Origin of the sequence: Bradyrhizobium sp. BRP56, from assembly GCF_020194035.1 — a bacterium.
GTDB classification, from domain to species: Bacteria; Pseudomonadota; Alphaproteobacteria; order Rhizobiales; family Xanthobacteraceae; genus Bradyrhizobium; species Bradyrhizobium australafricanum.
The window spans coordinates 85,193-107,825 of record NZ_JADYVV010000025.1 but is presented as its reverse complement, the minus strand read 5'-3'; the positions used below and the strand labels follow the sequence as shown (position 1 = coordinate 107,825).

At 65.3% G+C, this 22,633-nt stretch carries 28 protein-coding genes; 14 read left to right on the top strand and 14 right to left on the bottom strand.

Going from position 1 to position 22,633, the window contains the following annotated elements; translation table 11 throughout:
* Positions 1–392 precede the first annotated feature (392 nt).
* Positions 393–611 (top strand): hypothetical protein, encoded by a 219-nt coding sequence (locus tag I6F38_RS19300; RefSeq protein WP_225161433.1) that lies wholly within the window; start codon positions 393–395, stop codon positions 609–611.
* Between the two features lie 110 nt (positions 612–721).
* On the opposite strand, the gene I6F38_RS19295 is transcribed toward I6F38_RS19300, so the two are convergent.
* From I6F38_RS19295 to I6F38_RS19285, 3 genes are all read right to left on the bottom strand, one after another.
* Positions 722–1,066 (bottom strand): DUF1236 domain-containing protein, encoded by a 345-nt coding sequence (locus I6F38_RS19295; RefSeq protein ID WP_092089173.1) that lies wholly within the window; start codon positions 1,064–1,066, stop codon positions 722–724.
* A 117-nt stretch (positions 1,067–1,183) separates the two neighbouring features.
* Positions 1,184–1,360: a DUF2934 domain-containing protein gene (locus tag I6F38_RS19290; RefSeq protein ID WP_225161432.1), complete on the bottom strand. Its 177-nt coding sequence runs from the start codon at positions 1,358–1,360 to the stop codon at positions 1,184–1,186.
* A gap of 1 nt (position 1,361) precedes the next feature.
* Entirely contained in the window at positions 1,362–1,547 is a 186-nt protein-coding gene (locus I6F38_RS19285) for a DUF3606 domain-containing protein (protein WP_028333447.1), read from the bottom strand.
* 179 nt (positions 1,548–1,726) lie between these two features.
* On the opposite strand from I6F38_RS19285, the gene I6F38_RS19280 reads away from it, so the two are divergent.
* The 3 genes from I6F38_RS19280 to I6F38_RS19270 all read left to right on the top strand — a co-directional run bounded on the left by I6F38_RS19280 (position 1,727) and on the right by I6F38_RS19270 (position 2,511).
* Positions 1,727–1,885, top strand: a complete 159-nt coding sequence (locus I6F38_RS19280) for a hypothetical protein (protein ID WP_194295381.1) — start codon at positions 1,727–1,729, stop codon at positions 1,883–1,885.
* Positions 1,886–2,107 (top strand): hypothetical protein, encoded by a 222-nt coding sequence (locus I6F38_RS19275; RefSeq protein ID WP_028333448.1) that lies wholly within the window; start codon positions 1,886–1,888, stop codon positions 2,105–2,107.
* A gap of 203 nt (positions 2,108–2,310) precedes the next feature.
* Positions 2,311–2,511, top strand: coding sequence for a hypothetical protein (locus I6F38_RS19270; protein ID WP_057017332.1), 201 nt, complete (start codon positions 2,311–2,313; stop codon positions 2,509–2,511).
* 197 nt (positions 2,512–2,708) lie between these two features.
* Here the strand turns inward: I6F38_RS19270 and I6F38_RS19265 are convergent, their stop codons facing one another.
* Positions 2,709–3,686 carry an AraC family transcriptional regulator gene (locus I6F38_RS19265; RefSeq protein WP_225161431.1) on the bottom strand — a complete coding sequence of 326 codons (978 nt, stop codon included), beginning with the start codon at positions 3,684–3,686 and terminating at the stop codon, positions 2,709–2,711.
* A 513-nt stretch (positions 3,687–4,199) separates the two neighbouring features.
* Between I6F38_RS19265 and I6F38_RS19260 the strand changes: the two genes are divergently transcribed.
* Together I6F38_RS19260 and I6F38_RS19255 are read left to right on the top strand one after the other, a co-directional pair.
* The gene (locus I6F38_RS19260; protein WP_038377339.1) at positions 4,200–4,382 is read left to right on the top strand and encodes a hypothetical protein; all 183 of its coding nucleotides are present in this window, start codon (positions 4,200–4,202) and stop codon (positions 4,380–4,382) included.
* Between the two features lie 124 nt (positions 4,383–4,506).
* Entirely contained in the window at positions 4,507–5,727 is a 1,221-nt protein-coding gene (locus I6F38_RS19255; RefSeq protein WP_225161430.1) for an OpgC domain-containing protein, read from the top strand.
* A 59-nt stretch (positions 5,728–5,786) separates the two neighbouring features.
* Here the strand turns inward: I6F38_RS19255 and I6F38_RS19250 are convergent, their stop codons facing one another.
* Genes I6F38_RS19250 through mdcA form a run of 3 tightly spaced genes read right to left on the bottom strand, consistent with a single transcriptional unit; the run spans position 5,787 to position 9,527 of the window.
* Positions 5,787–6,566 (bottom strand): alpha/beta hydrolase, encoded by a 780-nt coding sequence (locus I6F38_RS19250; protein ID WP_225161429.1) that lies wholly within the window; start codon positions 6,564–6,566, stop codon positions 5,787–5,789.
* A gap of 33 nt (positions 6,567–6,599) precedes the next feature.
* Positions 6,600–7,859 carry a malonyl-CoA decarboxylase gene (locus I6F38_RS19245; RefSeq protein ID WP_225161428.1) on the bottom strand — a complete coding sequence of 420 codons (1,260 nt, stop codon included), beginning with the start codon at positions 7,857–7,859 and terminating at the stop codon, positions 6,600–6,602.
* A gap of 12 nt (positions 7,860–7,871) precedes the next feature.
* Entirely contained in the window at positions 7,872–9,527 is a 1,656-nt protein-coding gene (gene mdcA, locus I6F38_RS19240; protein WP_225161427.1) for a malonate decarboxylase subunit alpha, read from the bottom strand.
* Positions 9,528–9,605: 78 nt separating this feature from the next.
* Here mdcA and I6F38_RS19235 point away from each other — a divergent pair, with 78 nt between their 5' ends.
* From I6F38_RS19235 to I6F38_RS19205, 7 genes are all read left to right on the top strand, one after another.
* Positions 9,606–10,466, top strand: coding sequence for a LysR substrate-binding domain-containing protein (locus tag I6F38_RS19235; protein WP_225161426.1), 861 nt, complete (start codon positions 9,606–9,608; stop codon positions 10,464–10,466).
* A gap of 175 nt (positions 10,467–10,641) precedes the next feature.
* Positions 10,642–10,917: a DUF1153 domain-containing protein gene (locus tag I6F38_RS19230; protein WP_002714638.1), complete on the top strand. Its 276-nt coding sequence runs from the start codon at positions 10,642–10,644 to the stop codon at positions 10,915–10,917.
* A gap of 174 nt (positions 10,918–11,091) precedes the next feature.
* Positions 11,092–12,720 (top strand): flagellar basal-body MS-ring/collar protein FliF, encoded by a 1,629-nt coding sequence (fliF, locus tag I6F38_RS19225; protein ID WP_225161425.1) that lies wholly within the window; start codon positions 11,092–11,094, stop codon positions 12,718–12,720.
* Position 12,721: 1 nt separating this feature from the next.
* Positions 12,722–13,807: a flagellar motor switch protein FliG gene (gene fliG / locus I6F38_RS19220; RefSeq protein ID WP_018273552.1), complete on the top strand. Its 1,086-nt coding sequence runs from the start codon at positions 12,722–12,724 to the stop codon at positions 13,805–13,807.
* On the top strand, positions 13,807–14,430 hold the full coding sequence (locus I6F38_RS19215) for a FliH/SctL family protein (RefSeq protein WP_018273553.1): 624 nt from the start codon (positions 13,807–13,809) through the stop codon (positions 14,428–14,430). The genes fliG and I6F38_RS19215 overlap by 1 nt, the downstream gene beginning before the upstream one ends.
* Positions 14,431–14,450: 20 nt before the next feature.
* Complete coding sequence (gene fliN, locus I6F38_RS19210) at positions 14,451–14,801, top strand: flagellar motor switch protein FliN (protein WP_028333458.1); 351 nt, start codon at positions 14,451–14,453, stop codon at positions 14,799–14,801.
* 54 nt (positions 14,802–14,855) lie between these two features.
* Positions 14,856–16,241 carry a sigma-54 dependent transcriptional regulator gene (locus I6F38_RS19205; RefSeq protein WP_225161424.1) on the top strand — a complete coding sequence of 462 codons (1,386 nt, stop codon included), beginning with the start codon at positions 14,856–14,858 and terminating at the stop codon, positions 16,239–16,241.
* A 41-nt stretch (positions 16,242–16,282) separates the two neighbouring features.
* Here the strand turns inward: I6F38_RS19205 and I6F38_RS19200 are convergent, their stop codons facing one another.
* Entirely contained in the window at positions 16,283–16,438 is a 156-nt protein-coding gene (locus I6F38_RS19200) for a hypothetical protein (protein ID WP_016844338.1), read from the bottom strand.
* Positions 16,439–16,635: 197 nt separating this feature from the next.
* Between I6F38_RS19200 and I6F38_RS44240 the strand changes: the two genes are divergently transcribed.
* Positions 16,636–16,989 (top strand): hypothetical protein, encoded by a 354-nt coding sequence (locus tag I6F38_RS44240; protein ID WP_346657121.1) that lies wholly within the window; start codon positions 16,636–16,638, stop codon positions 16,987–16,989.
* Here I6F38_RS44240 and I6F38_RS19190 read toward each other — a convergent pair.
* From I6F38_RS19190 to I6F38_RS19165, 6 genes are all read right to left on the bottom strand, one after another.
* Positions 16,986–17,576 (bottom strand): flavin reductase family protein, encoded by a 591-nt coding sequence (locus I6F38_RS19190; protein WP_225161422.1) that lies wholly within the window; start codon positions 17,574–17,576, stop codon positions 16,986–16,988. The two genes, I6F38_RS44240 and I6F38_RS19190, sit on opposite strands and share 4 nt — an antisense overlap.
* Before the next feature lie 7 nt (positions 17,577–17,583).
* A complete protein-coding gene (locus I6F38_RS19185) occupies positions 17,584–18,423 on the bottom strand; it encodes an ATP-binding cassette domain-containing protein (RefSeq protein WP_225161437.1) in 840 nt (279 codons plus the stop codon).
* Between the two features lie 8 nt (positions 18,424–18,431).
* A complete protein-coding gene (locus I6F38_RS19180; protein WP_057017321.1) occupies positions 18,432–19,178 on the bottom strand; it encodes an ABC transporter permease subunit in 747 nt (248 codons plus the stop codon).
* 158 nt (positions 19,179–19,336) lie between these two features.
* The gene (ssuD, locus tag I6F38_RS19175; RefSeq protein WP_225161421.1) at positions 19,337–20,518 is read right to left on the bottom strand and encodes an FMNH2-dependent alkanesulfonate monooxygenase; all 1,182 of its coding nucleotides are present in this window, start codon (positions 20,516–20,518) and stop codon (positions 19,337–19,339) included.
* Complete coding sequence (locus I6F38_RS19170; RefSeq protein ID WP_225161420.1) at positions 20,500–21,453, bottom strand: sulfonate ABC transporter substrate-binding protein; 954 nt, start codon at positions 21,451–21,453, stop codon at positions 20,500–20,502. The genes ssuD and I6F38_RS19170 overlap by 19 nt, the downstream gene beginning before the upstream one ends.
* Before the next feature lie 40 nt (positions 21,454–21,493).
* Positions 21,494–22,444, bottom strand: coding sequence for a sulfonate ABC transporter substrate-binding protein (locus I6F38_RS19165; RefSeq protein WP_225161419.1), 951 nt, complete (start codon positions 22,442–22,444; stop codon positions 21,494–21,496).
* Positions 22,445–22,633: the final 189 nt, after the last annotated feature.

Below are 22,633 nucleotides of genomic sequence, written 5' to 3'. Positions count from 1 at the left end.
AAAAATATACTTCGACGTATCAATCCCAATGCGGATAATCTGGTTCACGGACGGCTCCCTTGTATGAGATCTAGACAACCTCATTCTGGCACACTGATGCCGTAGGGGGCCGTCCACACCATCAACCACCGCATTTGGTAATGAACGGGATCGTGGCCCCAGCGTCGCGCAACAATTGAGAGTTGGGGTAATGGGTCCTGGCTTTCGCCAGGACGACACTGAGTGTGTGGCGCGGTTTTTGTGGTCACACGATCGCATTCTCGCGACATGATTTGCCCGAGCTTTTGCTTCTCGTCTCGCCTCTGCTGGAGGGCGCAGGGAAAGCCGACTGCCGATCGCGACGGTTCCATGCTATAGCCACGTCACTTGGCTGCTTGCTGTGGGGCTCGACAATGCCGATCAATCGCTTGCTGAAGACGGACGAATACACCCCGGAACAAATCGAGCTCTTCAACAGGGCGTTCAGCCTGGCGCTGCATTCGATGGGTCTGGTCGATCGCAACGATCCGCTTTGCGAGATCGTGGCCCGCAAGGTCATCGAGATCGGCAAGACCGGGGCCCTCGACGCGAAGGGCATCGCGGAAGCGGCTGTCGCCAGCATCGGTCTCTGACGGCCGACGCGGTCGATGGCCGCTGACCGAACGGCGTTTGTCCCGCGGATCAGGCGTTCCGGCTGAGCGCGGGCCGCCGCCGTTGCTGGCGGCCCGCCATCAGAGCGGCCTCACTCGACTTCCTGGACGACCGTACGGGTGTCGGGATCGACCAGCATCACGCGCTGGCCGGTATAGACATAGCGATATCTGGTGAGCGACGGGCCCCAATCGGCAGGCACCGCTTCAAGCTCGACCTCGCGCGGCACAGGCGAGCCGACGACGATCCTCTCCCGCGTCTCGACGGGACGGATCTTGTGTTCGGTCACATAGCTGTGGATTCGCGTACGGTATTGCGGCTCGATCTGCACGGTGGCGGCATGTCCGGCACCGGTCGTGCCGACAATCGTGCTCTGGGCAAAAGCGCCCGTCGACGCCAATACGGCGGCAACAGAAATCAAAACCAGTCTTTTCATAACGTCCTCCTCACCGCTCCATGCGGCGTTTCGAGAACCGCGACAGAATGGCAATGTTCCTAATGGAGGATCCCCATCAATCGCGCCGCCGGCGCGCCTCTCGCGCCAAGGCCGGCTTCATCCGGGAATGGTCGTCTTGTTCGGCTGGTCCAGTGCTGGCGCGTCCGGACTTTCGCTCTCCGCATTCAGCTCGACCTCGGCCGCGTGCCGGAATTCCTCGTCCCTGCCGTCGGGCTTTCCGGCCTTCTCCCAGAGCTGCCGCGCGTAGTCCCGGATCTGCTGTTCGGTGGCCATGTCATTCCTCGGGAATTCCGAGCTCCTTGCGAACCGTGACGGCCGAGTCACCGACCTTCTCGACGGCTTTACGCAGCTGTTCGCGCGACACGCCGAGGGCATGTGTCCAGCATCTCACCTGAAGCAGATCATGCATGTTGATCTTCGATCGATCGAACTGCTCTTTCCTGGTCAAGCGCTTCGTCACTGAACTTCTCGCGTCAACCGCTCGGCCTGAGCCTCGGCCGTTGCTGGCGATCCAATCTTCCGGACAGTCATTTGTTCCTTTCTTGGATGGCTGGGTGCTCACCCCTCGGAGGAACATTCTCCACGAGCGATACTTCAGTCGTGAGAGGCCGCGGGCGGCAGCACGAACAAAGGTAAGCCATGACAGGCATTGCAGACAGGATCGGCGGACGGGTCAAGCAGCTCATCGCCGAGATCATCAACGATGGCAGGCTTGCCGAGGAAGGCGCGCAGCAGATCAAGAAGGCCGAGAATGCGCCGCCCGCGAAGCCGTTCGGCAATTTGGACAAGCTAACCTAGATGCCCAGATACTTCTTCCATCTCGCGGGCGACATCCCCGCACACGACGTCGTCGGTCACGACTGTGCCGACGACAAGGACGCCCAGGATCACGGCAGCTTCATCGCTCACCGGATCGGGACCGAAAAGCCGGAGATGGTTCGCGACGGCAATTTCATTTCGGTTCGCGATGCGGGCGATAGCGAACTCTTCCGCATCCCCCTGGCTTCGACGAGCGTCTGACGGGGAACGATTGTTCTCATCTCGGCTCGGCTCGCTTCCCGCAGACCGACGCTGCCGGCCGATGTCCGGCATTCCCTGGCCGGCCCGCCGCATGGTGCTCTCAAGGGCGCGACCAGGACAGGCCACGCCCCGCCGTTCAATAGGAACAAACGACGACGAGCGCGGTTCGGACCTACATCAGGGTTGAAACACCAATTGCACACATGAAACGTCGCAATCGCTTCAAGCAAACCACGACGCTCGCATACCGCCTCATTCAGCTGGAGGAAGCGGCCCGCGCGAGGGCTTCGCATCTGCCTCCCGGCACCGAGCGGGAACGACTTCTCAAGAAGGCCCGCGAGGCCGAGCGCGCCGTCCAGATCGACCAATGGCTCGCCACTCCGGGAGCAGAGCCGCCACCATAGCGCTTCGATTCACATAAGTTGTGTCGATTCACATAAGCTAATGCGCGCGCAGCCGCGAGAGGCGTTCGAGGCTCGGGCCCGCCCCAACGTCGGGTTTTGCCCCAACCAGACTTGCAGCCGGCCTCAACCCACCTCGCCCTTCGCTCCGGAGCGCCCCCAGGCAGCATCTCGCGCACATCCCGATCAGGGGCGGCGGCTCAGTGAGAACCCTTTCGTGCGAGCCGCACACCGCGTGGCGAATCGCCGAAGCGGGCTCGGAACAGACGGTTGAAATGCGAAACATCCGAGAAACCGACCTCGAGCGCGATATCGGAAATTCGCCGACGACCGGCATCTGGCTCGGTGAGCAATTTGAGCGCCCGCTCGAGCCGCAATTCATTCAAGCGCTCGGTGAATGACGGTCCTGATGACGCCATCAGGCGCTGCAGATAGCGCGACGAGATGCCCTGGCCACGCGCAACCGTTTGAACGTTGAGCCCGGGCTCCTCAAAGTGTGCGGCGATGTAGTCGAGCACGGCACGGTGCCGCGCAGCGACGACGGCGCTCGCGCTGCTCTCGCCCAGCGCAGCACACTCGCCGATCGCGAGCGCGATGAGATCGTGGATATGGGTCACGACCGTATCGCGAAGCTTCGGCGCGCTCAGCGCTTTCGTCTTAAGCACCGATTTCAGGTATGAGATGAACAGTCGGAATGCTTCTGTCCGGTGCCAAATCGGCCGCATGACCAGGCCTTCGACGTCGGTCACGCGCTGCGCAAGCGCCTCGCGCGGCACGGCCAGGCCGAATTGCAACCCGTCGATATAGGTGACGCTGGCGGGCTCCGAATGCAGAATTGCAATTGCGTCGCCGGCGCGAAAATCGGCGTCCCGGCCACGCTGCGATAGCTGACCTCTGCCCGGAGAGCAGAAGATGACCCCGATGGAGTCATCGCCATCGGCAAGGTTCGCCTGCAAACGCTTGAACCGCATCGACGTACCCTTCAGCGCCAGCATGCGTAGACCCTGAACCGCTCGCAGCGACGCATCGGCCTGGAATGAAACGTTCGAGAGAGGCTCGATATCGGCGTGCACGATGCATCGGCCAAAGTGCTCGCGCCAGAGCGGGATACGAATGCGTTCCGGAAGCTCGCACGTCGAAAATCGATACGATGCGAAATTGGCTGCGTCCATCGGCATGGGGACCTCCAGCCTTCACAAAACACCAGAATGAAATGCTGCGGCACTCCACAGTCAGTATCTGCATTTTGCGATTCACGCACCGGCCTTCGCCCGATCCGTGCGCATGAGTCCAAGAAGCCACGCTACCGGTCTGCTAGTCTTGCTCGCCTGTGATTGATGCTGATGTGAACTGGTTCACTTGGTGATTAGAATATTACGTATATAATGACATCATGAAAATCGCGGCAAATTTCCCTTTTAAGAAGAAGCAGTCGCGATCGCTCTATTTATAATTGCTGCCATCGGATCCGTTTCAAACATTCCGGGCAGCGTGCAAGCGCAAATCAGTGTCGTGCCCCTGTACGCGGTTTCCTGGCTAAGACGCCACGCGCAGGTCATTCAGTAGAACGACTGATATCGATTTTGGTTGCGTCGGACTGCCTGCGGCACTGTCGGTTATCGCCGCCGGTTGAAATGGTCGAAATCTGTCACGTGGGAAAGTCAACCTAGTGATCAAGAAGGCGTTCGATCATGTCCATCATATTCGACATGCTTTATCGTGAATACTGTCGCGCCCGCCTCGCCGAAATGCGAAAGCAGCACTTGTTGCCGGCCATCGGCGACGTCGCGCAGGCGGCGCCGTCAGAGGATAGCGATCCACCCGGTCCCCGTGATTGCGGCTGGCCGGCGGAAGCGCCGCCAACCCTCGGGTAGCTGGAGCGCACAATCATACAGGTTGGCCGGAGGCTAGTCCGGCACGCGCACGCCTCGGAGCACCCGAGCGTCTCATGGACCTGGGTCCGATGAGGCCGCGCGCGCCCGCCAGACAGATCGACAGATGCACGATCGAACCCGCAGCTCGAAGCGATTGCTCGGCGAGACTCCGCCGGAGTTCAGATCGACCGGCCGCGACCCGCGCATCGATGTCTGTCGCGGGATCGCGTTGTGGTGGATCTTTCTCGATCACATTCCAGACAACGTCGGAAGTTGGCTGACCCTGCGCAACTACGGCTTCTGCGATGCCGCCGAAATATTCATGTTCATCTCGGGCGTCACCTGCGCACTGGCCTACGGCAGGGCGCGTCAGCGCGACGGTTGGCGCGGCATGATCGGCCGTTCGCTGCGGCGAGGATGGGATATCTATGCCGCCTTTCTGCTGCTGACGCTCGCTTGCGCGATCGTCGTCTACCTCGCGGGCATCGATCGCCTCGCCGACGACAGCAATACGCGGGTTCTGTTCGAACGTCCGGGCGCAGCGCTTGCGCACGCCGCGGTGCTGCAATTCCACCCTGTCAATACCGACGTGCTGCCGGTCTTTGTGATCTGTCACGTGTTGTTCGCACCGCTGCTGTGGCTGCTGCTGCGAGCGCCGAACCTGACGCTTGGCCTTTCGCTGTCGCTTTATGCGCTGGTGCATCTCTTCGGCTGGAGCATTCCCGCCTGGCCCGACGGCGTCTGGTTCTTCAACCCGCTGGCCTGGCAGCTTCCGGTCGTGCTGGGCGCATGGTACGTCATCGAGGGAAGGACGATCCAGGGATGGGTGACGGCGCGCCCTGCGCTGGTTCTGTCCGCGCTCTATCTCGCGTTCGGCCTCGTCGTTGCGCTGGGCCACGGCATCAAGCCGCCGCTGCTGCCGCAGGCGCTGACGGATCTGCTGTTTCCGATGGACAAGTCGAATTTGAGCCCGTTGCGGCTGCTGCATTTTCTGGCACTTGCCATCGTGGTGTCATGGCTCGTTCCAGCGGGCTGGCAGGGACTGTCGACGCCGATGCTGCGCAGCGCGAGGCGTTGTGGCGAGAACTCGCTGCCGATCTATTGTCTCGGCGTCCTGCTGGCGCTCGCCAGCCAATGTGACCTGTTCGACATCTCGAACCGGCTCTCGATGCAGATCGGACTCAGTCTTGCCGGCGTCCTTGTGATGGCCGCGGTCGCGACGCTGCTGAACACGCTCGGCACCAAGCGCGCCCGGCCGCCGGATGTCGATGCCGCCGGACAAGACCTTGTGCCGCGCGCCGGCGATCGCGGCATCTTCGACGGTCATGGCGCGCATATCCTCTAGAGCGCGTCATCGTGCGCGGGAGAAGCGGATGCTCTCCCACGCACGGTCAACGCCGACGCTCAGCTCGACTGCCGCGCGGCGTCGAGGATCAGCCGCGCGATCGCGTCCGGCTGCGAGATCAGCGCGAGATGGCTGGCCTTCACCTCGATCGTGGTGGCGCCCATCCGCTTGGCCATGAAGCGCTCGAGATCCGGATTGATGGTGCGGTCTTCGGTCGAGACGGCGTAGTAGCTCGGCTTGCTGCGCCAGGCCGCATGGCTGGTCTTGCCGGCCAGCAGTTGCTTTTGGAACGGCTGCTGCACGGCATAGAGCACCTTCGCCTTCGCCTCCGGCAGGTCGCCAGCGAAATCGCGCAGGAACGCTTGTTCGCTGAGCCGGCCCTCGTCGCCGTCGAACACGATGCCGGCGCTCGCCGGCGGCGTCGGATAGGTCTTGGCCAGCGCGGTGTAATCCTCGTCCGCATCGGGTGCGCGCGCCGCGACATAGACCAGCGCCGAGACATTCGGACGCACGCCGGCCTCGGTGACGATCATGCCGGAGAAGGAATGGCCGACCAGCACAGTCGGACCATCCTGGCGATCGAGTACCCGCTGCGCGGAAGCAACCGCGTCGGGCAGCGTGGTCAGCGGATTTTGCACCGACGTCACGTTGAGCCCGGCGGCCTGCAGGCGCGGAATAACCTCGGACCAGCAGGAGCCGTCGGCGAACAGGCCGTGCACCAGCACGACGTTGCGCGCCTTGACCGGCGGCGTGGTGGCGGCCATGCCGCGCGAGGACACCAGTGAAGCCGCGGCTCCAGCGAGCAAAGCGGTCGAGAAGGCACGTCTGTTCATCATCATGTTACTGCTCCGTTGTGTATGCTGAGTTGAAAATCAGAGAAGCGCGTCCACCTGCGGTGAACGGACAATCTCTCCTACGCGTGCAAAGGCCTCGTGGTTACGCTCGATGCTGTCGTGATCGTAAAGATAGTTGACCATGATGCCGAAGGATTCCGCCATCGCGCGGTCGGCCGTGTTGCCGAGCCAATTGATCCGCTCCAGCCGGGCACCGTTGCCGAGATGGAAGCGCGCCACCGGATCGATGCGATTTCCTGACGCCGGCGAGCGCGTGAGATATTGCGCGCACAGCTTCATCAGGACCGGACGCCAGGTCTCGCAGGTCGCCGCGTCGTGCCACCAGCCTTCGCGGTCCAGCTCGCGCAGCATCGCGACGTCTTTGCCGCCGGATTGCGGCTGCTGGCCGAGCCAGCGCCTGAAGCCCGGGATCGGCGACAGCGTGGAGAAGCGCTTCAGCTGCGGGAATTCCGCTTGCAGCTCCTCGACCACCTGCTTGATCAGGAAATTGCCGAACGACACGCCGCGCAGTCCGTCCTGGCAGTTGGAGATCGAATAGAAGATCGCGGTGTCGGCATGCGCGGCCCTGAGGCCTGCGCTGTCTTGATCCGCATCCTGCACTAGCAGCGGTGGCACGGCGGTGGCCAGTCCCTGCACCAGCGCGACCTCGACGAAGATCAGCGGCTCGCCGGGCAGCGCGGGGTGGAAGAAGGCAAAGCAGCGGCGGTCGGGCGCAAGGCGGCGGCGCAGATCGTCCCAGCCCTTGATCTCGTGCACCGCCTCATAGGCGATCAGCTTCTCGAGCACGGCGGCCGGCGACTGCCAGTCGATGCGGCGAAGCTCGAGGAAGCCGCGATTGAACCATGAGACGAACAGATGCTTGAGATCGGCATCGAGCAGCTTCAGCTCCGGTTCGGGACCGAGACGGCCGGCGATCTCGCTGCGCATCGCGATCAGGCTCGCCGTGCCGCCGGGCGCCATGTTCATCCGCCGCAGCACCTCCTGCCGCGGCGGATCCGCGGCATCGGCCAAGGCGGCCGCGGCCGCCGCGGTGCCGTCGGCAAGATAGCGCTTCGCCGCATCCTGCAGCGCCGTCGCGTCGGGCTGAAACGCGCTCGCCAGATAGCGTTGAAAGCCGTGCCGGCCCGTGGCATCGAGCGCGCGCATGGTCTGCTGCAATTGGCGCGCGATCAGGGCGCCCGACGCTTCGCCGCGCTCGGACAACAATGCCGCGGCGAGCTGCCTCGCTTTGTCGAGCAAGACCGGTGGACTGCCTGGGGTGTGCTCGGCGTGGGTCAAGGGAGCCTCCTTCTAGCGGCGGAATTTGGCGGGCGGCGTGTAGAGGTTGCCCGATGCGGTGACGAGGTCGTCGATGGATTTCGCGGCGAGCCAGTCGCGCGTCGCCGTCTCGACGTCGAGGCCGAGATCGGACGGCAGCATCACGATGCCGCGGCGGCGCAGGCCGTCGGTCGTCCCGGCGTCCTGCCGCCGGCCGAACTCGGTGTCGCCGGCGACCGCGCGCAAGGCGGCCTCGCGCTCCTGCGGCGAGCGGCAACGCAACAGGTTGCAGACGCCGCGCTCGGTGATCACGTGGGTGACATCGTCGCCATGGATCATGACGGGCGGCAGCGCAAAGCCGGCCGAGGCCGCGAGGTCGAACGCGTCAAGGCGCTCGACGAAGCTCGGCGCGCCGTTCGGCTGCCGGGTCTGGACCATCTGCACCACCAGCTTGCGGCCGCGCAGGCGCTCGCCTGCTTCCTCGCCGGCACGCAGCCAGGCAACGCTGTCGTGGCGTCGGCCGCGCGGATCGGCACCCATGTTCGGCGCGCCGCCGAAGCCCATGATGCGGTCCTTGGTGGCGGTCGAGCTGTTGCCCTCGGGATCGATCTGCAAGGTGCCGCCGACGAACAGATCGCAGGCATATTGTCCGGCGACCTGCGCCAGCGCGCGGTTGGAGCGCAGATTGCCGTCGGCGCCGACCGGAAACACATCGGGACGGCTGGCGACATAGCGCTCCATGCCGAGCTCCGAGCCGAAGCAATAGACGTTGTCGACGAAGCCGGCTTCGATCGCGGGGATCAGCGTCGGATGCGGGTTGAGCACGAAATTCCGCGCGACCTTGCCCTTCAGCCCGCGCCTGGCGGCAAAGGTCGGCAGGATCAGCTCGATCGCCGCGGTGGCATAGCCGATGCCGTGATTGAGCCGTGTCACCTGATAAGGTTCGTACACCGCCGATATCGCCATCATCGCCATCAGGACGTTCTCGTCCCTGACCTTGGCGGGATCGCGCGTGAACAGCGGATCGATCGCATACGGCTTCGGACCGGGCACCACGACATCGACCCAGTCGCCGGGGATGTCGACGCGCGGCAGACGATCGACGATCTCGTTGACCTGCGCCACGACGACGCCGCCGCGGAACGCCGCGGCCTCGGCGATGGTCGGCGTGTCCTCGGTGTTCGGACCGGTGTACAGATTGCCGTGGCGATCGGCCTTGTCGGCAACGATGAGCGCAACCTGCGGCGTCAGGTCCACCAGCATCCGCGCGTAAAGTTCGAGATAGGTATGGATTGCGCCGATCCGCAGCGCCTTGGCGGCGACGAGTTCGGCAAGGCGGCGGCTCTGCGGGCCGGCAAAGGCGAAGTCCAGGCGGTTGGCGATGCCGCGCTCGAACACCGCGAGATGATCGGGAAGCGCCAGCACCGACTGCACCATGTGCAGATCATGCACCCGCGCCGGGTCCACCCCGGCGAGGCACGCGGCCAGGAAGTCGGCCTGCTTCTGGTTGTCGCCCTCGAGCGCCACCCGGTCGCCGGATGCGATGACCGCCTCGAGCAGCTCGACCGCGCGGTCGGGCGGGCAGACCTTTCCGTTTGTGCCGCAGACAGCTCGCGCGCGCGCCAGACGCGCCGTGCGATCGGTTCGTGGTGTTGTCTCCGACATGATGGCCTCTCCTTGCTTGGTCATGCAGCGAAGGTAGGCGGCCGGCATTGATAATAGAAACGATATTCTATAATATGATTGATTACGATAATGGATTAATCGATGCTCGACCTCGAACTTTTGCGGGCCTTCGTCGCGGTCGCCGATTGCGGCGGCTTCCACCGCGCCGCCGAGCAATTGCATCTGACCCAGTCGACCATCAGCCAGCAGATCAAGCGGCTCGAGCTCGAGACCCGGCGGCCGCTGTTCCGGCGCACGACGCGCAGCGTCGCGCTGACCGACGAAGGCGAGATGCTGCTCGGCGATGCGCGGCGTTTGCTGCAGCTCGAGGAAGCGGCGCGGCAGCGGCTGGTGGCGCCGCGGCTGTCCGGCTCGGTCCGTCTCGGCGTGGTCGAGGAAGTCGCCGGCGGCTCATTGCCGTCGGCGCTGGGCCGCTTCGCCGCGCTGCATCGCGGGGTCAAGCTCGAGGTGCAGATCGGTGTCAGCGCCGAACTGATCGAGCAGCTCGATGCGGGCCGTCTCGATCTGGTGTTCGCCAAGCGGCCGCTCGGAACGTCGAAAGGCCGTCTGGTGTGGCGCGAACCGCTGGTGTGGACCGCGGCGGAAACGTTCGATCTCGTTCCCGGCGTGCCGCTGCCGCTGGCGCTGTACCGCGAACGATCGGTGTCGCGCGACGCCGCGCTCTCCGCGCTGCGCGACGGCGAGCTCGGCTGGGAGATCGTCTATACCAGCCCGAGCCTGACCGGCGTCCGCGCCGCCGCCGTCGCGGGACTTGCCATTACCCCGCTGCCGCTCAGCGCCGTCACCACGGGCCTGCGCGTTCTCGGAATTGGCGACGGCCTGCCGCCGCTTCCCGATCTGGAATTCGCCATCTACGAGAAAAGACGGTCGGACAAGGCCTCGGAGGCGCTCGCCGACGCCTTGCTGACGTTGGCGCGCGGTCCCCTGCGTCCCTCGATTTGAGCGCACCGAACCGCGAATTGCGCCGCGCGCCGGTCTGCCTGCCGGCGGGCAGACCCGAATGTTCCCGGCCGTTCCAACGAGATTCGTATTGAACGCTTGGGCTTAGGCAAATTTTAAACCGGGAGGCGTAGCTTACCCCTTGCGAGTTCAGTGGTTGAGAGTTTGTGAGTACGCCATGACAGAACCCCATCGCCCGAGGGTGAAATACGTCATCGGGCCTGACGGCAGCCCGTTAACGATTGCGGATTTGCCGGCCCCCGGTACCAAACGGTGGGTCATCCGCCGCAAGGCCGAAGTCGTCGCTGCGGTCCGCGGCGGCCTGCTCTCCCTCGAGGAGGCCTGCAGCCGCTACACATTGACCGTCGATGAATTCCTTTCCTGGCAGTTTTCGATCGACCAACACGGTCTGGCCGGGCTGCGCACCACCCGCATCCAGCAATATCGGCAGTAATTCGACGCCGATCCTGTGGCATTTGACGAAAACCGGCCTCGCCTTGCGAAGCCGGTTTTTTTCATGTCCGCGATTTTGCCGCGGTCCTTAACCTTCGTTAACCATATGGAAACCATACCCTAGGCAATATTTGCCCAGTCGGACCCGCGCGGGCCGAATCCCTGGGGGCCGTTGGTGCAAAGTCTGGTTGCTTTCCTGAGAGGTCTTGGTGCGGCCCGCCTCGCGGCCATGGTTGCGGTCACCGCGGCTCTGATCGGCTTCTTCGCCTTCGTCATCATGCGCGTCACGACGCCACAGATGACCACCCTCTTCACCGACCTGTCGACCGAGGATTCCTCTGGAATCATCAAAGAGCTGGAGCGCCAGGCGATCCCGTTCGAGCTGCGCAATGACGGCGCCGCGATCATGGTGCCGAAGGACAAGGTGACGCGGCTCAGGATGAAGCTCGCCGAGGGCGGCATGCCCAAGGGCGGCGGCGTCGGCTACGAGATCTTCGACAAGTCGGATGCCTTGGGCACCACGAGCTTCGTCCAGAACATCAATCATCTGCGGGCGCTGGAGGGCGAGCTCGCCCGCACCATCCGCGCCATCGACCGCGTCCAGGCCGCGCGCGTCCACCTCGTGCTGCCGGAGAAGCCGCTGTTCTCGCGCGAGACGCCTGAACCATCAGCTTCGATCGTGCTCAGGGTGCGCGGCGCGCTGGAGCCGCAGCAGATCCGGGCGATCCGCCACGTCGTCGCCTCCGCGGTCAACGGGCTGAAGCCGCAGCGGGTCTCGATCGTCGACGAGGCCGGGCAACTGCTCGCCGACGGCGCCCAGTCCGATGCCGACGCCGCGGTCGGCGACGAGCGCCGCGCCGCCTTCGAGAAGCGGATGCGCAAGCAGGTCGAGGACATCGTCTCCTCGGTGGTCGGCGCCGGCCGCGCCCGCGTCCAGCTCTCCGCCGACTTCGACTACAACAAGATCACCCAGACCTCGGACAAGTTCGACCCCGAAGGACGGGTGCTGCGCTCGACCCAGACCCGCGAGGAAAGTAGCCTCACCGCCGACAATTCCGGCCAGGTCACCGTCGCCAACGAGCTGCCGGGCGGCCAGAACCAGGACAACGCCGCCCGCGCCCGCGACCAGAGCAAGAAGAGCGAAGAGACCAACAACTACGAGATTTCCCGCACCACCAAGACCGAGGTGACCGAGGCCGGCCGCGTCAACCGCATCTCGGTCGCGGTGCTGGTCGACGGCAGCTACTCCAAGAACGAAAAGGGCGAGCTGGCCTATCAGGACCGCACCAAGGAGCAGCTCGACCGCATCGCCGCTTTGGTCCGCTCCGCGATCGGCTTCGACCAGAAGCGCGGCGACCAGGTCGAGGTCGTCAACCTGCGCTTCGCCGAGCCGCCCGCCGCGCAGCCGATCGCCGAGCCGACCGGCCTGCTCGGCATGCTGCAATTCACCAAGGATGACGTGATGTACGTCATCGAGCTCGGCGTCATGATGATGCTCGGCCTCGTCGTGCTGTTCATGGTGGTCCGCCCGCTGGTCAAGCGCATCGTGGCGGCCGACGTCATTCCGGCGCTGACCGGCGCGGGCATGCCCGCGCTGGCGGAAGCCCATGCCGAGAGCGCCGCAACGCCGGGTCAGGCGCTGATCCCGAGCGGCAGCGGCGCGGCGCAATTGATCGACGTCGCCCAGATCCAGGGTCAGGTCCACGCCCAGGCCGTGCACCGGGTCGGCGAGCTCGCCGAACGCAATCCGAACGAAACCGTCTCCATCGTCCGTCAATGGCTGAGCGAGCCGGTAGAGAACTGACATGGCCGCCGTACCCCAGACCACAAACGCCAACGACATCGCCACCGTCCTCTCGACGCTGGCGAACCGGCAAAGCGCCCGGCCCAAAGGCAAGCCGCTGCCCGGCCCGAAGCGCGCGGCGATCCTGATGCTCGCGCTCGGCGAGCAGTATGGCGGCAAGATCTGGTCGATGCTCGACGACGAGGAGGTCCGCGAGCTGTCGGTCCACATGTCGACCCTCGGCACCGTCGAGGCCGACGTGGTCGAGGACCTGATGCTGGAATTCGTCTCGCGGATGTCGGCCTCCGGCGCGCTGATGGGCAATTTCGACGCCACCGAACGGCTGCTGCAGCAATACCTGCCGGCCGAGCGCGTCTCCGGCATCATGGACGAGATCCGCGGCCCGGCCGGCCGCAACATGTGGGAGAAGCTCTCCAACGTGCAGGAAGAGGTGCTCGCCAACTACCTCAAGAACGAATACCCGCAGACCATCGCCGTGGTGCTGTCGAAGCTGAAGCCGGAGCACGCCGCGCGCGTGCTCGCGATCCTGCCCGAGGACATCGCGCTCGACGTGGTCGGCCGCATGCTGCGGATGGAAGCGGTGCAGAAGGAAGTCATCGAGCGCGTCGAGCAGACGCTGCGCACCGAGTTCATGTCGAACCTGTCGCAGACCCGCCGCCGCGACGCCCATGAGGTGATGGCGGAGATCTTCAACAATTTCGACCGCCAGACCGAGACCCGCTTCATCACGTCGCTGGAAGAGGAAAACCGCGAATCCGCCGAGCGCATCAAGGCGCTGATGTTCACCTTCGACGATTTGATCAAGCTCGATACCGCCTCGGCCCAGACGCTGATGCGCAACATCGACAAGGACAAGCTCGGCGTCGCGCTGAAGAGCGCCAACGAGGAGGTGCGCAGCTTCTTCCTCGGCAACATGTCCTCGCGCGCCGGCAAGATGCTGATGGACGACATGGCCGCAATGGGTCCGGTGCGGCTGCGCGACGTCGACGAAGCGCAGGCGCTTCTGGTCAACCTCGCCAAGGACCTCGCCGCCCGCGGCGAGATCACGCTGACCAAGAACCGCGCCGACGACGAGCTGGTGTATTGATGGCCGCGCCCGCAAAATTCCTGTTCGACACCGATTTCTCGGCGCCGGACCGCGCGCGCGAACGCGCGCCGACGCCGGCCGAGGTCGCACAGAAGGTCGCCGACGCCGAGGCACGGGCCTATCGCGCCGGCTACGAGGCCGCGCTGCGCGAGGCCAAGGTCGAGAGCGACCGCCGCGCCGCGCAGGCGCTGGAGGAGATCGGCACCGCGATCAAGGGCATCGCGGCGCGCTTCGCCGGCATCGAGACGCGGATGGAAACCGAGGCGGTGGACGTCGCGGTGGCGGTCGCCCGCAAGCTCTGCTCCGAGCTGATCGCGCGCGAACCGCTCGGCGAGATCACCGCGCTGGTCTCCGACTGCTTCTCGCATCTGGTGGCGACACCGCATCTCGTGGTCCGCATCAATGACGCGCTCTACGAGGCGGCGCACGACAACATCGAGCGGATGGCGGCGCATTCCGGCTTTCAGGGCCGGCTGGTGATCCTCGCCGAGCCGACGATTGCGACCGGCGACTGCCGGATCGAATGGGCCGATGGCGGCGTCGTGCTGGAACGCGCCGCGATCGAAGGCAAGATCAACGAACTCGTCGGGCGCTATCTGGCGTCCCGCGGCCAGGCCGGCTGAAGGCGATTGAGGGCTGAACCATGACCGACACCGACACCCAAGTCCCGCTTCCCGATCTCAACTCCGCCGACGCGCCCACCATCGACGACATCGGCTACAACGAAGACGAACATGCCGCGCGCATCGCGGCCGATCTGGAGGCCGTGTTCGACGTGCCGGTGCAGGTCTCGGCGGTACTCGGCCGCTCCAAGATGGACGTCGGCGACCTCTTGAAACTCGGACCGGGCACCGTGCTCGAACTCGACCGGCGCGTCGGCGAGGCGATCGACATCTACGTCAACAACCGCCTGGTGGCGCGCGGCGAAGTGGTGCTGGTGGAAGACAAGCTCGGCGTGACCATGACCGAAATCATCAAGGCAGAACGCTCTTAACAACTCAGGCGGTCACGCGCGGGACCTGCGCGACCAGACGAACAGGAGATCATCATGCGGCTTCTCATCGTTGGCACCCTGAAGGGCCAGCTCACGACCGCGACCAAGATCGCGATGGACAACGGCGCCTCGGTGACCCACGCCGAGGCCGCCGAACAGGCGATGAACGTGCTGCGCGGCGGCAAGGGCGCCGACCTCCTGCTGGTCGATGTCGGCCTCGACATCCGCGACCTCGTGATGCGGCTCGACGCCGAGCACATCCACGTGCCGATCGTCGCCTGCGGCATCTCCAACGACGCCCGCGCCGCGGTCGCCGCGATCCATGCCGGCGCCAAGGAATACATCCCGCTGCCGCCGGACCCCGAGCTGATCGCAGCGGTGCTGGCCGCGGTCGCCAACGACGCGCGCGATCTGATCTACCGCGACGAGGCGATGGGCCGGGTGATCAAGCTGGCGCAGCAGATCGCGGGCTCGGACGCCTCCGTCATGATCACCGGCGAGTCCGGCACCGGCAAGGAAGTGCTGGCGCGCTATGTCCATTCCCGCTCGGCCCGCGCCAAGCGGCCGTTCATCTCGATCAACTGCGCCGCGATCCCCGAGCACCTCCTTGAATCCGAGCTGTTCGGCCATGAGAAGGGTGCCTTCACCGGCGCGGTGGCGCGCCGCATCGGCAAGTTCGAGGAAGCGACCGGCGGCACGCTGCTGCTCGACGAGATCTCGGAGATGGACGTTCGGCTGCAGTCCAAGCTGCTGCGCGCGATCCAGGAGCGCGTGATCGACCGCGTCGGCGGCACCAAGCCGGTCCCGGTCGACATCCGCATCATCGCGACCTCGAACCGCAACCTGTCGGAGGCGGTGCGCGAAGGCACCTTCCGCGAGGACCTGCTGTTCCGCCTCAACGTCGTCAACCTGAAGATTCCGCCGCTGCGCGACCGCCCGGCCGACATCCTCGAGCTGGCGCAGCATTTCGCCAGGAAATATGCCGAGGCCAACGGCATGCCGGTGCGTCCGATCTCGACTGATGCCCGCCGCATCCTGACCGCGAACCGCTGGCAGGGCAACGTCCGCGAGCTCGAGAACACCATCCATCGCGCGGTCCTGATGGCGCAGGGCGACGAGATCGGCGCTGAGGCGATCCTGACCCCCGACGGTGACCGCCTCGACCTCGCCAAGACCGCACCCGCGGTCGCGCACGCCACGCTGGCCGCCGAGCAGGTCACCCGCGCGCTGGTCGGCCGCACCGTCGCCGATGTCGAGCGCGACCTGATCCTGGAAACGCTGAAGCACTGCCTCGGCAATCGCACCCATGCCGCCAACATCCTCGGCATCTCGATCCGCACGCTGCGCAACAAGCTGAACGAATATGCCGACGGCGGCATCCCGATCACCCCGGCCGGCAACGGCGCGCCCGACTATCAGCGCATGGCGAACGCCGGCTGAGCACGGGAAGCGGCGGATTAAGTCCCGCCGTTTGCCTCGCCTCACGAATAGCTGGGCGCGTCGGGCTTGCGGAAGATCCGGATCGGATCGCCCGGCGTGATGTCGCGGCCGGTGAACGTCACATAGGCATAGAGCGCGAGATAGGCGACGGCGATCGCACCGACGAGATAGAACAGCCAGGTTCCCACGCGTTTCATCCAACGGTCACCTCTCCGAAACATCCGCGCCATTTAATGCGCCGATTGGGAAAGCGCCACGGCCAACATGCCGCGCCGGCCTTCCTGCCGTTCCTCCCTTGAATCCGGGGAACAGTTGCCGTACACAATCTCCTATTGCGTTTGTATTTTAGACAACTGGAGAGTGATATGGCCTCTACGCCCAGACCAGCGGCACCCTGACCACCAACTCCGCTTCCTTTACGCCGATCAACGGCCTTGCGATAACGCTCCCCGAGGGCGTCGGCATTACCGCCATCATCATCCTGAACGTCCCGTTCCCGTACGCCCAGGGCAACGATACGCCTGGCGGCAGCTTCGGGATCACCCTCAATGGCGTGATGTCCGGGGTCGTCGCGGGCTTCACCTACAACGAGGCCACTCCGGCGAGCTTTGGCCGCGTCCCGACCACACTGGTGGTTGGAGTCCCGCTCGGCAACGCGGCGCAGACTGTCCAGGCGGTCTGGTCCAGCGTCCGCGGCAGCACGGTGGTCATCGATACGCCCGCGAGCTTGACCGCGATCATGAGCTAACGCCCGCCGCGGGCATGAACATGACGCGACGGCAGGCTGACCGCAGCCAGCCGTGCGGCGTCTTCCTCATGGTCGATCGCGACATACTCGCCGTGCCAATATGCCAGCGCGGCGGTTCGCTCCGAGGCAATCACGTCGAGCACGCGACCGATGACGATCACGTGCGAATGACGTTCGATGGTCTCCTCGACCTCGCAATCAACCGCGGCCAGCGCGCCGACCAGCAGCGGGACGCCTGACGCGCGCGTCGTCCACTCGGCTCCGGTGAAGCGGTCCGCGCCCTTCAGGCCGCCCTTGCCGGTGAAGCGCTCGGCGATGTCGCGCTGATCCGCGGCCAGGATGTTGACGCCGAACACGCCATGGCGCGCGATCAGCGGCCATGACGAGGCCGCGCGGTTGATGCTGACGATCAAGGACGGCGGCTCGACCGAGAGCGACGACACCGAGGTCACCGTCATTCCCGAAATATCCTTAGCCCGACCGGCCGTGATCACGCTGACGCCGCCGGTGAGGTGACGCATCGCGCCGCGGAATTCGGCGGCCGCAACCGCGGGCTCGATCGAAACATTGCGGACGACGGAATTCATGGCGACCTCACAGACTGTCTTCGCTGCCTTCGAGCAGATGCTTCAGGATCTCGCCCTCCAGCGCGGCGAGTTCGGCCGACCCGCGCCGGCGCGGCCGCGGCAGGTCGATCGCGACGTCCTCGGCGATGCGGCCGTCCTCGATGACCAGCACGCGGTCGGCGAGCGCGACCGCCTCGGCGACGTCATGCGTCACCAGGATCGCGGTAAAGCCCTGGTCGCGCCAGACCCGCTCCAGCAATTGCTGCATCGAGATCCGGGTCAGCGCGTCGAGTGCGCCGAGCGGTTCGTCGAACGCCAGCACGCGCGGCTGGCTGACCAGCGCCCGCGCCAGCGCCACGCGCTGCTTCTGCCCGCCCGACAGCACCGACGGCCACTGGGTGCGCTTGTCGCCGAGTCCGACCTCGACCAGCGCGCGTTCGGCGCGCGCCTGTGCATCGGCAGACGAGCGCTCGCGCCCCAGCCCGACCTCGACATTGGACAGCACGCGCGCCCAGGGCAGCAGCCGCGGTTCCTGGAACATGACGCGGACGTCCTGCGCCCTCGGCTGTTCGCCGAAGGCGATGCTTCCCGCCGTCGGCGCGTCGAGGCCGGCGATCAGACGCAGCAGCGTGCTCTTGCCGCAGCCGCTGCGGCCGACGATCGCGACGAATTGGCCGGCCGGGATGTGCAGGTCGATGCCGCGCAGCACCTCATTGTCGCCGAACGCCTTGCGCAGGCCGCGGATGGTCAGCGACAGGCCGCGGGCCGCGCCTTCCGGCACGCGCCGCAACTGCCTCGCCTTCACGACGATCTCGGTGCGGTCGACCGGCTCGGCCTCAGCGGTTTCGAAACGAAGCGCTTCTTGCATTCTCATTCTCACTTCTTCTGGAAGGCGGGATGCCACGACAGGGTCAGCCGCTCCAGCGCCCGCGAGGCGCTGTCGGCGAGCTTGCCGAGCAAGGCGTAGATCAGGATCGAGAGCACGACGACGTCGATCAACATGAACTCGCGCGCCTGCATCGCCATGTAGCCGAGGCCCGACGAGGCAGCGATGGTCTCGGCGACGATCAAGGTCAGCCACATGATGCCGAGCGCGAAGCGCAGGCCGACGAAGATCGAGGGCAGCGCGCCCGGGAAGATCACCCGGCGGAACAGCTCGCCGTCGGTCATGCCGTAGATGCGGCCCATCTCGATCAGCTGCGGGTCGACGGTGCGGATGCCGTGCAGGGTGTTGAGATAGATCGGGAAGAACACACCGAGCGCAACCAGGAACAGCTTGGCCGACTCGTCGATGCCGAACCACAGGATGACGAGCGGGATCAGCGCCAGATGCGGAATGTTGCGCACCATCTGCAAGGTGGTGTCGGTGAGCTTTGCCGACAGCTGCGACAGGCCGTTGGCGAGGCCGAAGGCAAAGCCGATGCCGCCGCCGATCAAGAAGCCGATCGAGGCGCGCCAGAAGCTGACCCAGATGTTGCGGACCAGTTCGCCGGACAGCAGCAGCTTCCATCCCGCCACCGCGACGTCAGTCGGCGCCGGCAACACCCGCGAGGGCACGTAGCCGGTGACGCAAGCAAGCTGCCACACCAGCACGATCGCCAGCGGCACGATCCAGGGGATCAAGCCGTCGACCTTCGGGAGTTTCGGCGCGCTGGAGCTGTTTCCGTTCCGATGGGATCGGAACGGAGCTCCAGATTTTTGTTTTGACGCGTTTTCTTCACGCGAACCGGCATCCACTTCGCTCGAAAACGCTTTGCGGCGCGGGAGACTGTCGATGAGACTCATGATTGCGATGCCTGCTTCTTCGGACGATAGTCGTTGCCGATGGTCTCACCGAACGGCCCGGTGTTGACGCGGATCGGCGTCACGTTGCCGCCCTGCGCCAGCGACAGCAGTGGGAACACCAATTCGGCGAAGCGATAGGCTTCCTCGAGATGCGGGTAGCCCGACATGATGAAGGTATCGACGCCGATCTCCTGATACTCCTTGATCCGCGCGGCGACGGTCTCGGGATCGCCGACCAGCGCGGTGCCGGCCCCGCCGCGCACCAGGCCGACGCCGGCCCACAGGTTCGGGCTGATCTCGAGCTTGTCGCGGCGGCCGCCATGCAGCTGCGCCATGCGCTGCTGGCCGACCGAATCCATCCGCGCAAAGATCTTTTGCGCGGCGGCCACCGTGTCGTCGGTGACGTACTGGATCAGCTCGTCGGCGGCGCGCCACGCCTCCGCATTGGTCTCGCGCACGATCACATGCAGGCGGATGCCGAACGAGAGCTTGCGGCCGCGCTGCGCCGCCACCGCCTTCACCTTGGCGATCTTCTCGGCGACCTGCGCCGGCGGCTCGCCCCAGGTCAGATATTTGTCGACGGTGTCGACCGCGACGTCGATGCCGGCATCCGAGGAGCCGCCGAAATACAGCGGCGGCCGCGGCGACTGCACCGGATTGAACAGCAGGCGGCCGTCCTCGATCCTTATGTGCTTGCCTTCGACATTGACGGTCTTGCCCGCCAGGAGATCGCTGTAGACGTTGAGGAACTCGCGGGTCACCGCGTAACGCTCGTCATGATCCAGGAAAATGCCGTCGCCCTTGTTCTCGATCGGATCGCCGCCGGTGACGACGTTGATCAGCAAACGGCCGTTCGACAGCCGGTCCAGCGTCGCGGTCATGCGTGCGGCGACGCTCGGCGACTGCAGGCCGGGCCTCACCGCCACGAGATAGCGCAGACGTTCGGTCCAGGGCGCGACGGCCGAGGCCACCACCCAGGAATCCTCGCAGCTCCGCCCGGTCGGCAGCAGCACGCCGTAATAGCCGAGCTGATCCGCGGCCTGCGCGATCTGGCGCAGATAATTGAAGTTCACCTCGCGGCCGCCGATCGACGTGCCGAGATAGCGGCTGTCGCCGTGGGTCGGCAGGAACCAGAGGATGTTGGCGTTGGTTGGGGTGCTCACGTGCCCGGCCTCCATGCGACGTCGGAAATCTTGATTTGTTTCGGGATCAGGCCGAGCGCGAAGAACGTGTCGGCGACCTGCTGCTGGTCCGCGACCACCGCATCGGTGACCGGCTTGATGCCGTAGGCCTGCCGCTTCAACGCGACCTCGACCACCGGCACCGACAGGCCGATGCTCGGCGCCAGCTGCTCGGCAACGGCATGGATGTCACCCTTGGCCCAGTCGTCGACCTCGCTCAGCTGCGCCAGCACGAGCTCGACAATCTTCGGATCGGCCTGCAGGAATTTCTTCGAGGCGAAGTAGAACTGATAGTTCGCGACGATGCCGGTGCCGTCAGCGACCGTGCGGGCGCCGGTCGCAGCCTCCGCCGCGGCCTGGAACGGATCCCAGATCACCCAGGCATCGACCGCGCCGCGCTCGAACGCCGCGCGCGCATCGGCCGGCGCCAGGAACACCGGCTCGATCTCGGAATATTTGACGCCGGCCTTCTCCAGCGCCTTCACCAAGAGGTACTGGACGTTAGAGCCCTTGTTCAGCGCGACCTTCTTGCCCTTCAGGTCAGCGACCGACTTGATCGCGCTGTCCTTCGGCACCAGGATCGCCTCGCCCTTCGGCGCCGGCGGCTCATAGGCGACATACTGGATCGGCGCGCCGGCGGCCTGCGCGAAGATCGGCGGCGCCTCGCCGGTGTTGCCGAAATCGATCGCGCCGACATTGAGCGCCTCGAGCAGCGGCGGCCCGGACGGAAACTCGGTCCACACCACCTTGGTGCCGACCGCCTTCAGCTTTTCCTCGAGCGAGCCCTTGCTCTTGAGCAGCACCAGCTTGCCATATTTCTGGTAACCGATGCGGACGACCTTCTCCTGGCCGTAGGAGGCGCTGACGGTTGCGGCGACGATGCTGAGCGACAGCACCGCGCGGGCGACCCAGCGTCGAAATAAACGCGTCATGAGACTATCCTCTGCATTGAAATGACCAAACGCGCGCCGATCAGGTCTGGGGATTGCGCCAGACGATGTCGCGGATCGCGATCTGCTTCGGGATCAGGCCGAGCTTGAAGAAGCGGTCGGCGACGCCCTGCTGGGTCGCGATGATGTCGTCGGTCACGGGTCCGACCGAGAAGCCCGCCCGCTTCGCCGCGATGGTCTGGATATCGAGCGGCACGCCGGTGACGGCGGCGAGCGATTTGGCGACCTCATCGGGATGCGCCTGCGCCCATGCCGCGCTCGACGTCGTGACATCGACGATCTGCTGCAGGACCGCGCCGCGATTGCGGGCGAAGTCGCGGTTGGCGATGTAGAACGAGTTGGTCTTGGTGATGTCGCGCGTCTTGACCAGGATGCGGCCGTTCTGCTTGGTCTCGGCGATCGCGAAATACGGATCCCAGATCGCCCAGGCATCGATGCCGCCATTGGCGAAGGCGGGACCGGCGTCCGGCGGCGTCAGATAGACCGGCGTGATGTCGTCATAGGTGAGCCCGGCCTTCTCCAGCGTCTGGATCACGACGTTGTGCGCGCTCGATCCCTTGGTGAAGCCGACGCGCTTGCCCTTAAGATCGGCGATTGACGTGATCGCCGAATTCTGCGGCACCAGGATGCCGGACCCGTTGATGATGGGCTGCGCCGCGGCATAGACGATGGCCGCCCCGGCGGCCTGCGCGAAGATCGGCGGGGAATCGCCGACCGCGCCGTAATCGACGCTGCCGACATTCATCGCTTCCATCATCGGCGGGCCCGAGGAGAACTCAACCCATTTCACGCTGATGCCCTGCGGCTTGAAATGATTTTCCAAGGCCTCGCGCTGGCGCGTGATGACGAGCACGCCGTTCTTCTGGTAGCCGATACGAATTTCCTTCCCGTCCGCCTGCGCCTGCGCGCCCCGTGACAGCGCAGCGGCGGCGGCCGTGACGAGCGACAGCTGGAGGAACTCACGACGCTTCATTCCAAGACTCTCCTGACGATCAAGCGCGCTATCGCGCTGCACGATCATGCGATGTCAGGATGATGGGGCGCGCGAATGAAGCTGTCGAGCACCGCACAAAAATAGCGATGCCAGCACTTCGGTGCTGGCATCGCGCGTGCCGTTTCTTTTAAGGCGCGGATCGCGTGTAGCGAATTATTTTCTTCACGC